Below are 13,420 nucleotides of genomic sequence, written 5' to 3'. Positions count from 1 at the left end.
CACAAGACCTGCGTCAGACACTCGGGCTCCGTGGGCCCGACGGGGTGGCCCACATCCACACGGCCCGACAGACGCACCGAACCCACCCTGGCCTGACGAATGCCCCGCGTCCACAAGGCCCGACAGACGCACCGCATCCGCGGAGCCTGACACACACCCCACATCCGCAAAACCCAACGGACCCCCGCGCCCACCGGGCCCACCCAACCCCCTCGCCCGCAAGACCTGCGTCAGACACCCCGGCTCCGTGGGCCCGACGGGGTGGCCCACATCCACACGGCCCGACAGACGCACCGCATCCCTGATGCCCGACGGGTCTCGCCTGCGCTACGGCTACTCGCCGCGCCACCAGGTCAGCAGCCGGGCCCAGCCGCTCTTCGGACGGGTGGGTTCCGGCGGCCGGGCGCCGGAAGCGCTGCCGTACGGCGCCGTCGAGCGGCGTGCGGGAGACGCGGGCTCCTCGGCCGTCGCACCGACCACGGGCGCGGGCGGGAACGTCACCGGCAGCGCGGCGAGCGCCCGGTGGAAGGGGCCCGGACGCCACTCCAACGCCCCCAACGGTACGGCGAGTTCGACGTCCGGCAGCCGGTCGAGGAGCTTCTCGACCGCCACCGAGGCGATGAGCCGGGCCTCGCTCTGCGCGGGGCAGTTGTGCGGGCCGACGCTCCACGCCAAATGGGCCCGGTTGCCCACGTGTTGATCGTTGGTCAGGGCCGGGTCGGTGTTGGCGGCGGCCAACGAGACGACGAGCGGGTCGCCGGCCTTCAGCAGCGCGCCCTCGTACATGACGTCACGCTTCGGGTAGTGCACGGCGTAGTTGGCCATCGGCGGGTCGGTCCACAGCACCTCGTCGAGGGCGTCCTCGACGGGGAGGCTGCCGCCGTGCAGGTCGCCGGCGAAGCGGTCGTCGGCCAGCAGCAGGCGCAGTGCGTTGGCGATGAGGTTCTGCTGCGGCTCGGTGCCCGCACCCATGAGGACCACGAGGGTGTGGATCATCTCCTCGTCCGTCAGTCGCGCCGGATGCAGGGTGAGCCACGACGTCACGTCCGGACCGGGCTGCTGCCGCTTCAGCGTGACCAGCTGGAAGAGCGTGGCGGTGAGCAGTTCGTCGGCCCGTTCGGCGTCCACCCCGTCGAAGATGCCGGACATGCCCTCGACCAGCTTCAGCCCCAGCTCGGCCGGGCAGCCGAAGAGGTGGTTGAAGACGAGCAGGGGCAGCACCTGGGCGTACTCGCAGAGGAGGTCCGCCTTGCCGGTGGGCGCGAGCCGGTCGATGAGGGTGTCGGCGCTGCGCTCGACATAGCCGCGCAGGGTGTGGGGCTCGACCCGGGCGAGGCTGTCGGTGATGGCGCCGCGCAGCCGCCGGTGCTCCTCGCCGTCGGAGAACAGGGCATTGGGCCGGTACATCATCATCGGGACGACGGGACTGTCCGGAGGGACGGTGCCGTCGTTGAGGTCGTTCCAGCGGCGCGGGTCCTTGGCGAACGTCTCCGTGCTTCTCAGTACGTGCAGCGCGGCGTCGTAGGAGGTGACGAGGGTGGCCCGCACGCCGGGGGCCAGCTCGACGGGTGCGGTCGGCCCGGTCGCGCGCGCCCTCCGGTAGAAGGCGGCCGGGTCGGCGGCGAACTCCGGCCCGTACATGGGCCGGTGGGCCGGGCAGCCCGGGGGCGGGCCGGCCGGCGATGCGGAGGTCACACGTGCTCCCGTTCGGTCTCGGTCTCGGTCTCGCGGCTCAGGAGGTACTCGACGAGGGCGATCAGTGCCCGGGTTGAGGAGTCCGGCTCACGGGCGTCGCAGCGCACCAGCGGGGTCTCGTCCAGCAGGTCGAGAGCCTCGCGCACCTCGTCGAGATCGTGCACGGGGGCACCGTCGAAGTCGTTGACGGCGACGGCGTACGGCAGGCCCAGCTCCTCCAGGACGCCCATCACGTCGAAGGAGTGGGACAGGCGGCGGGTGTCGGCGAGGACCAGCGCGCCGAGGGCACCGCGGGTCATGTCCTGCCAGAGCTTGGTGAAGCGCTGCTGCCCCGGCGCGCCGAACAGGTACAGCACCAGGGAGTCGTCGAGGGTGAGCCGGCCGAAGTCCATCGCGACCGTGGTGGTGGTCTTGTCGCGGGTGCCGGCGAGGTCGTCGACCAGGGCGCCCGCCTCGGTCATGACCTCCTCGGTGCGCAACGGCCGGATCTCGGAGAGCGTGCCGACGAACGTGGTCTTGCCGACCGCGAAGTGACCGACGACGAGCAGCTTGGCAGCCGTTCTCACCGTCGGCCGCAGGTAGACGTCGTCAGAGGCGGGCGCGGAGCCCATCGAGGACCTCCTGGAGGATTCTGGCGTCGGACGGCCGGGCGGCCGGTATGGGGGCGCGGGTGACGATGTGGCCGCTGTCCATGAGGTCGGCGACCAGCACCTTGGTGACGCTGACCGGCAGCAGCAGACGGCCGGCGACCTCGGCGAGGGAGAGCGCGCCGGGTCGGCACAGTTCCATCACCCGGCGCGTCTCCGGGGTGAGGCCGGACAGCGACAGGTCGGTGGTGGCGACCAGCAGGGTGACCAGGTCCAGGGTGTTGCGGGTCGGGTGGGCGCGGCCCCCGGTGACGACGTACGACCGCACCAGACGTCCCTCGGGCCGGCGGCGTGGCGTCATGCCCTGCTGCCCGAGTCCAGCCGCGCCGGGCTGGTCAGCTCCTTGCCGAGCCGGTCCACGAGCTTGTGCATGCGATAGGTCACGGACTCCATGTCGACCTCGTCGCCGGTGGACACCGCGAGGTAGGCGCCCTCGCCTGCGGCGACGAGGAAGACGAAGCCGTGTCCGAACTCGATCAGGGTCTGTCGCCACGGGCTCTGTGCCGGGCCGCAGAACTCGGCGGTGCTGCGGCTGATCGACTGCAGTCCGGAGAGCCCGGCCGCGAGCCGCTCGGCGTCGTCGCGGTCGATGTCGGCGGAGTGGGCGCGGAGCATGCCGTCGGCGGAGAGCAGGATGGCGTGGCGGGCCTCGGGCACCTTCAGCACGTCGTCGAGCATCCAGCCCAGCTCGTTGGTCGTGGGCTCGATCATGCGTGGGGGGTCCCTTCGTTCTCGTGGGGGGTGGGCCGCCGGGTGTCGGCGGCGGGGTCGGGGACGTACTCGTCCTCGTCGAGGATGCGTCCCGCCGCCCGGCCGAAGCGGGTGCCGCGGGCGAAGGCGCCCATGATGCGGGCGTTCTCCTCGGGCGATCGGCCGGGGATCTCGTCGGCCGTCGCGGGCTCCGGCTCGGGGGCGGCCGTCGGCTTGGGGGTGCGCCGGCGGCGCTTGGGCAGTCCGCCCGCGGTGACGTCCTCGGGGGTGGCCTCGGGAGTGGTCCCGGCGACGGCCCGACGTGGGACGGGGGCCGTCTCCGGAGGGGGTGTCAGGTCGATCTGTGGCTCCGGGGCGGCGGGCTCCAGGTGGGTGAGCAGAGCGGTGGGCAGGAACGCGACGGCGCGGACGCCGCCGTAGGGGGAGCGGGTGTCCACGGAGACGGTGAACCCGTAGCGCCGGGCGAGCATCCCGATGACGGCGAAGCCGAACTGGGGCGGGTCGTCGAGACGGGTGACGTCCACCTCGCCGCGTCCGCTCAGCAGCCGGGTGGCGTGTTGCACGGCGTGGGCGTCCATGCCGACGCCCGCGTCGTCGATGACGACGCACGCACCGTTGTGCACGTGCTGGACGTCGACCTCGACCTTGGTGTTGGGCTGGGAGTGGCGGGCGGCGTTGTCGAGCAGTTCGGCGACGGCGAGGACGACCGGCTCCACGGCGCGGCTCTCCACGGCGATGTCGACCTGGCCGTGGACGCGGACGCGCCGGTAGTCGCGGATGCGCGAGGTGGCACCCCGGACGACCTCGACGAGCGAGGAGGTGGCGCGCTGCCGTCCCGGCCAGGAGCCGCAGAGTACGGCGATGGCCTGGGCGCGACGGCCGAACTGGGCGTTGGTGTGGTCGACTTCGAGGAGGTCGCGCAGCACGTCGGGGTCGTCGTGCCGGTCCTGCATCTCGGAGATGGAGACCTGCTGCTCGTTGGCGAGTGCCTGGATCGAGCGCATGGACGCCTTGAGGGCGGCCTTGGCGGACTGGTCTGCGCGGGTCTGCGCGTGCTCGACGGCGCCGGAGAAGCGGGCCAGCACCTCGTCGAGGCCCTTGCCGAACTCCGTCTCGGCGAACCGGCCGTCGAGCGGTCCGACGCCCGGGACGGTCCGGCCGGGATGGTCGGCGAGGGCCGGCAGACGGACCGTGACCAGATGGCGCAGCTCCTCCTCCCGGATCCGCACGTCGTCGGCGAGGACGGCGTTCCTTCTGCGCTGCCGCCTGGTGATCCCTTGCTGGCGCAGCAGGAGTACGGCGGCGGCGAACAGGGCCACTGCCAGCGCCCAGGTCACCGCCTGCGGTATCGGTTCGGTCATGGAGTACGAGTCCTTACGTCCTCACGTCCCCGGGCGTCGGCGCGTCCGGGACGCCGGGCGGGAGCTGACGGAGCGCCCGACGCTAGCGGCGCGACCGCGCGGGTACTTTCCGTGACGCGCAGGGAAGTTGTCACAGGGCGCACGAGTGGCGCAAGGGGCGCAGGTGACGCTCCGACCCTTCCCCTGGCATATTCGGCCACCCTCGGCCCGCCAACATGGCAACCGCTTGCCGCGCTAGGGTGCCCTCCAGGTCCGACCGGACGGTAACCGTCTTTGATCAAGCAGATGTTGAAGACTTTCCCGTCGGCGACCGTAATGGACCACAAGCACGCAGTCGGGGGCCGACGCCAGGGAGGAGCAGCGTTGCCCGCGGGAAGCTACAGCGTCGAGGCGCTGACCACCGAGGAGTTGAACCCGCGCGAGCGTGCCGATTTCTGGACCGAACGGATCGGCACGTACCAGTCCCGGATGGGCTTCAGGTACGCCCGGTCGGACAACTTCCGCGGCGAGACCGTCCGACAGCGCACTGACACGTACCAGTTGGTCAAGTACCGGTCCGACGAGATCGAGTACACCCGCACGATGCGTCAGGTGCGCCAGGACCCGGACGAGGACTACCGACTGCTGGTGCCGACGAGCGGCGAGATCGTACTGCGGCAGGACGGCGAGGAGGCCCGGCTGACCCCGGGCACGGCGGCTCTGGTCACCTTCGCGGCGCCCTTCCAGTGCCTGCAGAGCGACGCCATCGACGCGTTCATCTTCACGATCCCGGCCCGCGAGGTGGACGGCCGGCTCAACACCGGATCACCGGTCGCCAGCGGTCTGGACCTCACAGCCGGCCTCGGCCGGATCGTCGGCTCGATGCTGACCGGGCTGCACGAGGAACGGGAGCACCTCACCGACCCGGAGTTCAACGCCGTCTCCGACCGGGTCGTGGAGCTGGTGTGCATGCTCACCGCCGGCGACGACCGCCCCGACGCCCCCGGACAGCTGGGCGAGGTGGAGGCGATGGTCCGCCGCTATGTGCGCGACCACGTGACCGATCCGAACCTCACGGGTACGGCGGTGGCGCGCGCCCTCGGCTGGTCGCTGCGCCAGATCCAACTGGCCCTGCAGAAGGCGGGGACCACACCCCGCGAGCTGATCCGCGAGGAGCGGCTGCGGCTGGTCCGGGACCGCTTACTGTGCGCGGAGTGCGAGCACATGACGATCACGGACCTCGCCTACTCCGCCGGCTTCTCCTCCGCCAGCGCCCTCAGCACGGCCTTCCGGCGGCGCTACGGCGTCAGCCCTCGGGAGATGCGCCAGAGCACACGCTGACTCAACTCCTCATGAAATAAGGAGAGTTCGGCGGAAACCCACGGCGAGGGGCCACTCGCGGAACAGATTCTCACACCCGCCCCTCCCACGGTTCGATTGAAGTCTAAAGCTTAGCCAAAGCATCACCGGGCGTCGATCCCGCCCTTTCCGACCCAACCGGTGTGAATATTCCCGGGTCGTGTTGTGCGCACCGTGTGCGACGGGACCCGTGTCGCACCCGACTCCGCATGCCTCGACGGCAGTTGACACGAGGCAGCACGACGGCCGAATGGCGTGAATCTTGCGCTCCGCGAGACCGGAGTGAGCGTAGCCGCGACGGAACCCGCAGGTGACCCGCCGCCCGGCCGCCCTCTTTCACAGACGGCGCGGTGTCATGTCGACGTGTGAAGAACTGCTGCGGCACCACCCCGTGATGAGAGGGTAAAAAGGCGTCGCAGACCCTTGCCACCGCTGACGGCACCTCAGGTGACAGACCTCCCCTGAGCGTCTAGGACCGCTGGTCAGATAGTTGACGTTCTTCGCTACTCTGTCGCGTACTGGCTGATCGAGAGGACTCCGATGCCTGAACCCCCACCCTTCGCAGCGACCCCGGAACACGGTCGGCCGGAGACGACGACTCCCCCGTCTCGTCACCGGCACGGAAAGACCGGGGCGTCGGATTCCGCCAACTCCTTCGCGGCCCAGCCCCGACTGACGCGGCTCGCCGTGCTCCCCGCGGCGTTCATGGCCGGAATATCCACTGCCGTCACGGGCACGGTCCTGCGACTGCAGGAGGGCACGGCCGACGCCGCCACCTGGGGCGTGCTGGCGGGCGGCGCGGTCCTCGGCTGCGGCTGCCTGGCCGCGGCCGTGATGGCGGCCAGGTCACGGGCCAGGTCCGAAGCGAAGCGCGCCGAGTCGCTGCGGCAGGCCATCACGACCGGCAACTGGGCGCTCGAGGAGGACCTGACCCGCCTCAAGCGGGGCGAGCAGCTGCTCTCGCGCGGGTTCGCCTACCAGGCGTCGCGCGCCGAAGACCCGTACCAGAAGCTGCAGTACGACGTCACCGAGGCCCAGCACCGGGCCCGCGAGGCCCTCGTCTGGGCGGCGAGCTACTTCCAGTCCGCCTCCGACGACAACAGCGACAAGGTCGAGGTCTTCGTCAACCTGGCCCGCCGGCTGCAGTCGCTGGTCCACCGCACCATCCGTGAACTGGACGATCTGGAGAACCAGGTCGAGGACCCGGACCTGCTCCGGCGCATCTTCGGCATCGACCACCTGGCCACCCGAATACGGCGGCACGCGGAGAACCTCGCGGTGCTCGGCGGCGCGATCTCCCGTCGCCAGTGGACCAACCCGGTGTCGCTGACCGAGGTGCTGCGGTCCTCCATCGCCGAGGTCGAGCAGTACTCCCGCGTCAAGCTGGTGCCGCCCATCGAGGGCACGCTGCGCGGCCACGCGGTCGCCGACGTCATCCACCTGCTGGCCGAACTGGTCGAGAACGCCACCATGTTCTCCCACCCGGACACCCAGATCCTCCTGCGCTCCCGCCGGGTGACCGCCGGCATCGCCATCGAGGTCGAGGACCGCGGCCTGGGCATACCCCAGGAGGACCAGGACCGGATCAACACACTGCTCGCCGACCCGGCCCGCATCGACGTCGCCAAGCTGCTCGCCGACGGCCGGATCGGTCTGTTCGTGGTCTCCTCCCTGGCCCGCAGGCACGGCATCGCCGTCCAGCTGCAGAGCAACATCTACGGCGGTGTCCAGGCCATCCTGGTGCTCCCGCAGGGGCTGCTGGGCGAGGAGGAGGGGCAGGCTCCCGTCCAGGCACCGGCCCAGGTGCGTCCGCCCGCCGCACCCCATCCGGGGCAGGCGCCCGCCTGGGAGGCCCGGTCCCACCCGGCGCCGCCCGGCGCCGTACCGGCCCACGCGCACGCGGGTCCCCCGGTCTCCATCCCCTCCCAGGCCGGTCCCCCGGCCGGCGTGCCGCAGCGGGCGGCCGCCCCCGTGCCGCCCCCGGCGGCCGCCCGGCACGAGCGGCCGCAGCACGTCTCCGACAGGCGGCCCGAGTACCGCCCCGCGTCGGGCTACGAGCGTCCGACGGCCGCACCGCAGGGGTCCGGTGGGCCCGCCAGGCCGGTCCTGCCGAAGCGCCGTGCGATGGAGCACCTGGCGCCCGAGCTCCGCCAGGGGCCCCCTCCACGTCCCGAGACCCACGAGCAGGAACTGAACTTCAGCCCCGGCCTCCTGGCCGGAATCAATCGAGGCTTCGGTCTCGCCGGCGCGACCTCCGACGCGATCCCCGTCGACGACACGCGCTGGGCCCCGCCCCGACCGCAAGGAGAAGAACCCCACCATGGTGAGCGATAGCCACCCCACCGGACAGAACATCGACTGGCTGCTGGAGAACCTCAAGAAGACCGTGCCCGGCACCCGGCAGGTGCTGCTGCTGTCGTCCGACGGCCTGAGCAAGGCACACGTCGACCTGAGCGCCGACGACGCCGACCGGCTGGCGGCGATATCCTCCGGCCTCAACTCCCTGGGCCGTTCCTTCGGCCACGACAGGGTGCTGGGCAACGGCGGCACCGTCCGCCAGGTCATCGTGGAACTGCACAACGGCATCCTCATCGTGGCCTCGGCGGGCCACGGCGCCGTGCTGGCGGTCACCGCGGACGCGACGACGCACACCGAGACGCTCGGCTACGAGATGGGCATGCTGATCCGGGCCGTGCAGCCGTTCCTCGCCACGCCGGCCCGCCGCCCGACCAACGCACCGTCCGGCGCGGGGATGTGACTCGATGACGGACGAGATGTTCCTGGACGAGGAGGCCGGACGGTTAGTTCGGCCGTTCACCGTCAGCAACGGGCGCACTCGGCCCTCCACGCCGTTCGACCTGCTCACCCTGGTGATGGCCACCGGCATCCGGACGATCACCGACCTCGGCCCCGACCACGACCTGGTGCTCGGCCTGTGCGTCAGGCCGGTGCCGGTGGTCGAGGTGGCCGCGCGGATGAACCTCCCGATCGCCGTCACCAAAGTCCTGTTGTCCGACCTAGTGCAGCACGAGGCGCTCACCGCACGGGCGCCCCGTGCCGTCGAGGCGGCCTCCGCCGCCAACCGAGAAGTTTTGGAGGCGGTACTTGATGGCCTACGCGCACGGCTCTGACCCCTTCCCGACCGCCCTGAAGATCCTCGTGGCGGGCGGGTTCGGGGTGGGCAAGACGACCTTCGTGGGGGCGGTCAGCGAGATCGCCCCGCTGAGCACCGAGGAGGTCATCACCACGGCCAGTGTCCGCACCGACAGCCTCGACGGGGTGGAGGAGAAGTCCACCACCACCGTGGCCATGGACTTCGGCCGGATCACCCTCGACTCCGAGCACGTCCTGTATCTGTTCGGCACCCCCGGGCAGGAACGGTTCTGGTTCATGTGGGACGAGCTGTCCGACGGGGCGCTGGGCGCGGTGGTGCTCGCCGACACCCGCCGGCTCGACGCGTGCTTCCCCGCGGTGGACTTCTTCGAGGTGCGCGGAATCCCGTTCGTCGTGGGGGTGAACGAGTTCGACGGCGCCTACCAGTACTCCGTCGAGGAGGTCCGCGACGCCATCGGCCTGAAGTCCAACGCACCGATCGTGTTCTGCGACGCCCGGCACTGCAGCTCCGGTACAGGTGTGCTCGTCGAACTCATACAGCACCTGCTCGGCATGACACCCGGCGTGGCGACGTACCAGCCACCCGTGCTCCGTTGATTCTCACTCAACTCGGCCGATCTCGAACGGAGTCCCGATGAACAGCCCCTATGCCTCCTACGAGCCACCGCTCGACCGTCTGCTCCTCACCCCCGAGGATCCGGCCGGCCCTCAACGCGCCGCCAGGCTCGCCCAGCTCGGGCTCGCCGACACCCCCCGGGCCGAGTTCGACGCGTTCGCGCGCCGGCTGGCCCTGGAGCTGGACGCGCCGTACGCGATGGTCAACTTCGTCGACGACAGGCGCCAGTTCTTCGCCGGGCTCTACACGCCCGACGCCGGGCCCGTGAACATCGCGCAGGGGCAGGCGGCCGAGACCTCGATGAGCCGGGAGATGCGCCTGGACCACGGCTTCTGCCCGCACACCGTCAAGCGGACCGCGGCGCTGGTGCTCGACGACGTCTGCGACTACCCGCGGTTCGCCGGCAACCCGGTCGTGGACGAGATCGGCATCCGCTCCTACATGGGCGCGCCACTGGTCGACACGCTGGCGGGGATGAACCTCGGCACGATCTGTGTCGTCGACACCGACTCCCGTACGTGGGGACGGCAGCGGCTGGAGATCATCAAGCACATGGCGCAGGAGATGTCCGACCAGATCCAGGCCATCGCCTCCGGCCGCTGAGCCCGGCCGGGCGCCGCCGCCGGTCGGGGGCGAGGGGAAGCGGGTGGGGCGAGAGGAGGCGGGCCGCCGGGCATCCGGCTCACGAAAGCCGCGGACACGACGTCGTGTCCGCGGTTTCTCTGCGTTCGGAGCCCGGCCGACGGATGGGATCCGGGGTGCGAGCGGGTGAGGGCCGCGGTGTGTCCGGCGGGTCGGGTCGCTCGACGACAGCCGACCGAGGCACCCACCGGGTCGCGGATGCGCCCGTCCCGGCGCCGGGACTTTGCGGTCGTCGGCGTCCCCGGCCGTCCCGGCCGTCGGCGGAGCGGCGGCGTGCTTCGGTGCGGTCCTCGGGGACGGCCGGTGAGGGCCGGGACGGCCGGCGCCGGTGATCGGGGCCCCGGGGTCCCGTTCCCTGATCGGAGGGGTTGGGGGTGTGCGGGCCTGCCCCGCACACCCCCAACCCCTCCGGGGGTGCGGGGCTGCCTCGCGCCCGGGGAGCTTCGCTCCGCCGGACGGTGCCCAGACCGTGCCTAGACCAGTTCGCCGACCGGGACCGGTTCCGGTTCCCGCGACTCGACCTGCGGGGTACGGACCAGATCGGCGAGACGCTCGGACCATTGGCCCTTGTTCTCACCGAGTGCGAACTCGCCGAGCCTGAGGCCCTGGATCTCGGAGGTGCCGGCGGGGGCGTAGATGTGGAAGGCGTCGCGAAGATAGCGCTCGACCGGGCGGTCGGTGAACAGGCCGCAGGCCGCGTGCATCTTGACGGACGCCTGGGCCGACTCGATGGACGACTCGACGTTGAAGAGTTTCGCGGACATCAGCTCGATGTCGCAGGGCCGACCGTTGTCCAGCAGATGCGCGGCGAGATACGCGCTCTGCCGCGCGAGGGTGAGACGTTGCAGCATCCGCCCCAGCTCGATCTTGATGTTGGGCAGGTGCCCCAACGGACTTCCGTAACGCTGCGTCTCACCGCAGTACCGGGCGGTCTCCTCGAACACCGCCTGGTGGATGCCCAGGGACACCGCGGTCAGGTTGAGACGGCCGTAGAGCACCGACGAGGAGTACGCGACGGCCAGCCCCTCGCCCTCCTCGCCGAGCCGGTTGGCGGCCGGCACCCGGCAGTTGTCGAAGATGAGCTCGCCGAAGCTGAATCCGTGCAGACCCATGGAGGGCACCTGCTCGGCGAGGGAGAAGCCGGGCCGGTCGGACTCGACGAGGAAGGCCGTCATGCCCTGGGAACCCGGACCGGTGCGGACCACGACACCGTGCACGTCACCCACATGACTGTTGCCGACGAAGACCTTGCGGCCGTTGAGGATGTAGTCGTCGCCGTCCCGTACCGCGCTGCTCTCCATGCCGGCCACATGGCCCCCCGACCCCGGCTCGGTGACCGCGATGGTCGGCAGCACCTCTCCCTCGGCGATCCTCGGCAGCCAGTACCTCTTCTGGCTGTCGTCGCCGAAGTGAACGATCTTGGCGACGCCCAGCTGGGAGGCCTGGACCATGGCCCCCATCGCGCCGCTGACACGGGACAGTTCCTCGATGATGACGGTCTTGGCGAGATGGCCCGCGCCCATGCCTCCGTATGCCGGGTCGATCGTGGCGCCGATCCAGCCCTGTTGGGCGATCAGCCTGGAGAGCCCGACCAGTGCGGTCCGGGAGCTCTCCATCTCGGGTATCAGTGGTCGTACCACACGCTCGGCGAACTCGCGTACGCGCTGCCGTAGATCCTCGTGATCCTGGGTCGTGAAGACGTGTTCCACGCCAAGCCCTTCTAGGCGTTTTCCCGCGCCCGGGGGAGACGCGGTGGCTGTGCGTCAGCCGTGGTTCCGGTTGGGAGACTGACCGACGTGCAACATGGTCTACAAATCAACCTCTAACGCCAAGATCGTTTAGTGGGTTTGGCCGAAACATGGGCAGTTGAAGTTTGAGCTTGAATGTGAGATGAGAAGTGGTTGATGTCCACATTTTGATACTTTCCAAGCCGAACTTGCCCGGTTGCCTCGACCCGGGGTCGCGCACCCGCCGACCGGATCACCAGGCACACCCGCCCTGACAAGCCTTCCCGCAGCACTGTGCACCCCCAAATACCAAACCGACGCTCCGTCTGTGCATGTTTGATCAGGGTGACACAGATTTCCAGCCACCCCTCAAAGAGGCAAATGTGGCTGGACAGTGCCGATTCCGAAACCCTGCCGTGTCGACAAGTACCCATTCCGGGCAGCCCCCGGAAGGACTCGTTCCGGAGGCACCTCTCCTGGCCGGTCCCGGGGTCGGCTCCGGATCCGTCGTCAATTACCCTCGTGCGGCGCCAGGTTGCGGTCCGGCGGGTGCTGACGACGGGGCCCGGGTCCTGATACCGTTCCGTCCGCCCGCTGACATTCGCCGACGGTGTGTCAAGCCGGAGCACAGGGGATGCCGGGCGGCTCGCGGCACCCCCATCGCCATCGGATGTCCGCCGTCGTACGAGGAATCAGATGCCAGGCACCCTCCCCCGCATCGGCCCCACGCGGGACACGCCACGGTGGACCGGATGAGCGGTGACACGCCCCGCTCCGAGGCCGGCGTTCCGCTTCTCCCCCAGGGCCTGCCTCGACGGCCCCGGAGTACACCGGCCGCGCCACTGCCCCCCGAAGGCACGGCCGAGGCCTCCGGAACGGACGACGACGCGGACGACACGCTCCGCCCGGACGCCCTGGCCCGCGCCATCGTGGCGATCCAGCGGGGCTCGACGCGCGCCCGGCTCGGCGGACCGGACGACACCGACAGCACCGACGGCCGACCGGCACCACGGCCCGGCCCCGACGCCGCCTGACGGGCGCTGCCACCGGCGCCCCGACGAACCGCCGCCGACATCGGCGCCGACCGACCGTGAGGAACACGCACGACATGACTGAGCAGGTACGAACCGGCCCCCAGCTGGACTGGCTGCTGGACGGGCTCGTGGAACGCATACCCGAGATCCACTGCGCCATCGTGCTGTCCGGGGACGGCCTCCTCATCGGCAAGTCGAAGGACATCAGGTTCGACGACGCGGAACATCTGTCCGCGGTCGGCTCGGGCATGCACAGCCTGGCCCGGGGCGTGGCCCGCCACTTCCACGGCGGCGAGGTCCAGCAGACGGTCATCCAGATGGAGCGGGCGTTCCTCTTCGTCACCGCCGCGGGCCGGGGCGCGCGGCTGGCCGCGATCGCCTCGGAGGAGGTCGACGTCGGCATGATGGCGTTCGAGATGGGCACCCTGGTCAAGCAGGTCGGCAAGTACCTGAGCGCCGCGCCCCGTGCGGAAACCCCCTCCGACTACGTGCAGGACGCGTGAGCCGCCACGGCGGCCGGGCCCGGAACTCGTCG

At 70.7% G+C, this 13,420-nt stretch carries 14 protein-coding genes; 8 read left to right on the top strand and 6 right to left on the bottom strand.

What is annotated here, in order from left to right:
- Positions 1–333 precede the first annotated feature (333 nt).
- From OG858_RS35490 to OG858_RS35470, 5 genes are read right to left on the bottom strand one after another with little or no spacing between them, the layout of a single operon-like run.
- Positions 334–1,641: a cytochrome P450 gene (locus OG858_RS35490; protein WP_328545280.1), complete on the bottom strand. Its 1,308-nt coding sequence runs from the start codon at positions 1,639–1,641 to the stop codon at positions 334–336.
- Positions 1,642–1,691: 50 nt separating this feature from the next.
- Positions 1,692–2,306: a GTP-binding protein gene (locus tag OG858_RS35485; protein WP_086750218.1), complete on the bottom strand. Its 615-nt coding sequence runs from the start codon at positions 2,304–2,306 to the stop codon at positions 1,692–1,694.
- On the bottom strand, positions 2,284–2,643 hold the full coding sequence (locus OG858_RS35480; RefSeq protein ID WP_086750219.1) for a DUF742 domain-containing protein: 360 nt from the start codon (positions 2,641–2,643) through the stop codon (positions 2,284–2,286). The genes OG858_RS35485 and OG858_RS35480 overlap by 23 nt, the downstream gene beginning before the upstream one ends.
- A complete protein-coding gene (locus OG858_RS35475) occupies positions 2,640–3,053 on the bottom strand; it encodes a roadblock/LC7 domain-containing protein (RefSeq protein WP_319064509.1) in 414 nt (137 codons plus the stop codon). The genes OG858_RS35480 and OG858_RS35475 overlap by 4 nt, the downstream gene beginning before the upstream one ends.
- Entirely contained in the window at positions 3,050–4,414 is a 1,365-nt protein-coding gene (locus tag OG858_RS35470) for an ATP-binding protein (protein WP_319064508.1), read from the bottom strand. Before OG858_RS35470 ends, OG858_RS35475 begins: the two co-directional genes overlap by 4 nt.
- 363 nt (positions 4,415–4,777) lie before the next feature.
- Between OG858_RS35470 and OG858_RS35465 the strand changes: the two genes are divergently transcribed.
- The 6 genes from OG858_RS35465 (at position 4,778) to OG858_RS35440 (ending at position 10,085) form a co-directional block, all read left to right on the top strand.
- Entirely contained in the window at positions 4,778–5,734 is a 957-nt protein-coding gene (locus tag OG858_RS35465; RefSeq protein WP_328544069.1) for a helix-turn-helix domain-containing protein, read from the top strand.
- Between the two features lie 558 nt (positions 5,735–6,292).
- The gene (locus OG858_RS35460; RefSeq protein WP_328544070.1) at positions 6,293–8,086 is read left to right on the top strand and encodes an ATP-binding protein; all 1,794 of its coding nucleotides are present in this window, start codon (positions 6,293–6,295) and stop codon (positions 8,084–8,086) included.
- A complete protein-coding gene (locus tag OG858_RS35455) occupies positions 8,073–8,510 on the top strand; it encodes a roadblock/LC7 domain-containing protein (RefSeq protein WP_037700433.1) in 438 nt (145 codons plus the stop codon). Before OG858_RS35460 ends, OG858_RS35455 begins: the two co-directional genes overlap by 14 nt.
- A 4-nt stretch (positions 8,511–8,514) precedes the next feature.
- On the top strand, positions 8,515–8,883 hold the full coding sequence (locus tag OG858_RS35450; protein WP_086747814.1) for a DUF742 domain-containing protein: 369 nt from the start codon (positions 8,515–8,517) through the stop codon (positions 8,881–8,883).
- On the top strand, positions 8,861–9,463 hold the full coding sequence (locus OG858_RS35445; protein ID WP_086747813.1) for a GTP-binding protein: 603 nt from the start codon (positions 8,861–8,863) through the stop codon (positions 9,461–9,463). The genes OG858_RS35450 and OG858_RS35445 overlap by 23 nt, the downstream gene beginning before the upstream one ends.
- A 37-nt stretch (positions 9,464–9,500) precedes the next feature.
- On the top strand, positions 9,501–10,085 hold the full coding sequence (locus OG858_RS35440; protein ID WP_086747812.1) for a GAF domain-containing protein: 585 nt from the start codon (positions 9,501–9,503) through the stop codon (positions 10,083–10,085).
- Positions 10,086–10,597: 512 nt separating this feature from the next.
- Here OG858_RS35440 and OG858_RS35435 read toward each other — a convergent pair.
- Entirely contained in the window at positions 10,598–11,833 is a 1,236-nt protein-coding gene (locus tag OG858_RS35435) for an acyl-CoA dehydrogenase family protein (RefSeq protein WP_086747811.1), read from the bottom strand.
- Positions 11,834–12,603: 770 nt separating this feature from the next.
- Between OG858_RS35435 and OG858_RS35430 the strand changes: the two genes are divergently transcribed.
- A complete protein-coding gene (locus OG858_RS35430; protein WP_086747819.1) occupies positions 12,604–12,885 on the top strand; it encodes a hypothetical protein in 282 nt (93 codons plus the stop codon).
- Positions 12,886–12,959: 74 nt separating this feature from the next.
- Complete coding sequence (locus OG858_RS35425) at positions 12,960–13,388, top strand: roadblock/LC7 domain-containing protein (protein ID WP_037700447.1); 429 nt, start codon at positions 12,960–12,962, stop codon at positions 13,386–13,388.
- The last annotated feature ends 32 nt before the right edge of the window (positions 13,389–13,420 follow it).

Source organism: Streptomyces europaeiscabiei (assembly GCF_036346855.1).
Taxonomy (GTDB): Bacteria; Actinomycetota; Actinomycetes; order Streptomycetales; family Streptomycetaceae; genus Streptomyces; species Streptomyces europaeiscabiei.
This window is presented reverse-complemented; position numbering and strand designations above follow the sequence as displayed.

Bases quoted from the DNA above. Each gene is read 5' to 3' on its own strand.
- OG858_RS35455 (WP_037700433.1), top strand. From the start codon at position 8,073: ATGGTGAGCGATAGCCACCCCACCGGACAGAACATCGACTGGCTGCTG.
- OG858_RS35490 (WP_328545280.1), bottom strand. From the start codon at position 1,641: ATGTACGGGCCGGAGTTCGCCGCCGACCCGGCCGCCTTCTACCGGAGG.
- OG858_RS35485 (WP_086750218.1), bottom strand. From the start codon at position 2,306: ATGGGCTCCGCGCCCGCCTCTGACGACGTCTACCTGCGGCCGACGGTG.
- OG858_RS35425 (WP_037700447.1), top strand. From the start codon at position 12,960: ATGACTGAGCAGGTACGAACCGGCCCCCAGCTGGACTGGCTGCTGGAC.
- OG858_RS35445 (WP_086747813.1), top strand. From the start codon at position 8,861: ATGGCCTACGCGCACGGCTCTGACCCCTTCCCGACCGCCCTGAAGATC.
- OG858_RS35475 (WP_319064509.1), bottom strand. From the start codon at position 3,053: ATGATCGAGCCCACGACCAACGAGCTGGGCTGGATGCTCGACGACGTG.
- OG858_RS35470 (WP_319064508.1), bottom strand. From the start codon at position 4,414: ATGACCGAACCGATACCGCAGGCGGTGACCTGGGCGCTGGCAGTGGCC.
- OG858_RS35440 (WP_086747812.1), top strand. From the start codon at position 9,501: ATGAACAGCCCCTATGCCTCCTACGAGCCACCGCTCGACCGTCTGCTC.
- OG858_RS35460 (WP_328544070.1), top strand. From the start codon at position 6,293: ATGCCTGAACCCCCACCCTTCGCAGCGACCCCGGAACACGGTCGGCCG.
- OG858_RS35430 (WP_086747819.1), top strand. From the start codon at position 12,604: ATGAGCGGTGACACGCCCCGCTCCGAGGCCGGCGTTCCGCTTCTCCCC.
- OG858_RS35450 (WP_086747814.1), top strand. From the start codon at position 8,515: ATGACGGACGAGATGTTCCTGGACGAGGAGGCCGGACGGTTAGTTCGG.
- OG858_RS35480 (WP_086750219.1), bottom strand. From the start codon at position 2,643: ATGACGCCACGCCGCCGGCCCGAGGGACGTCTGGTGCGGTCGTACGTC.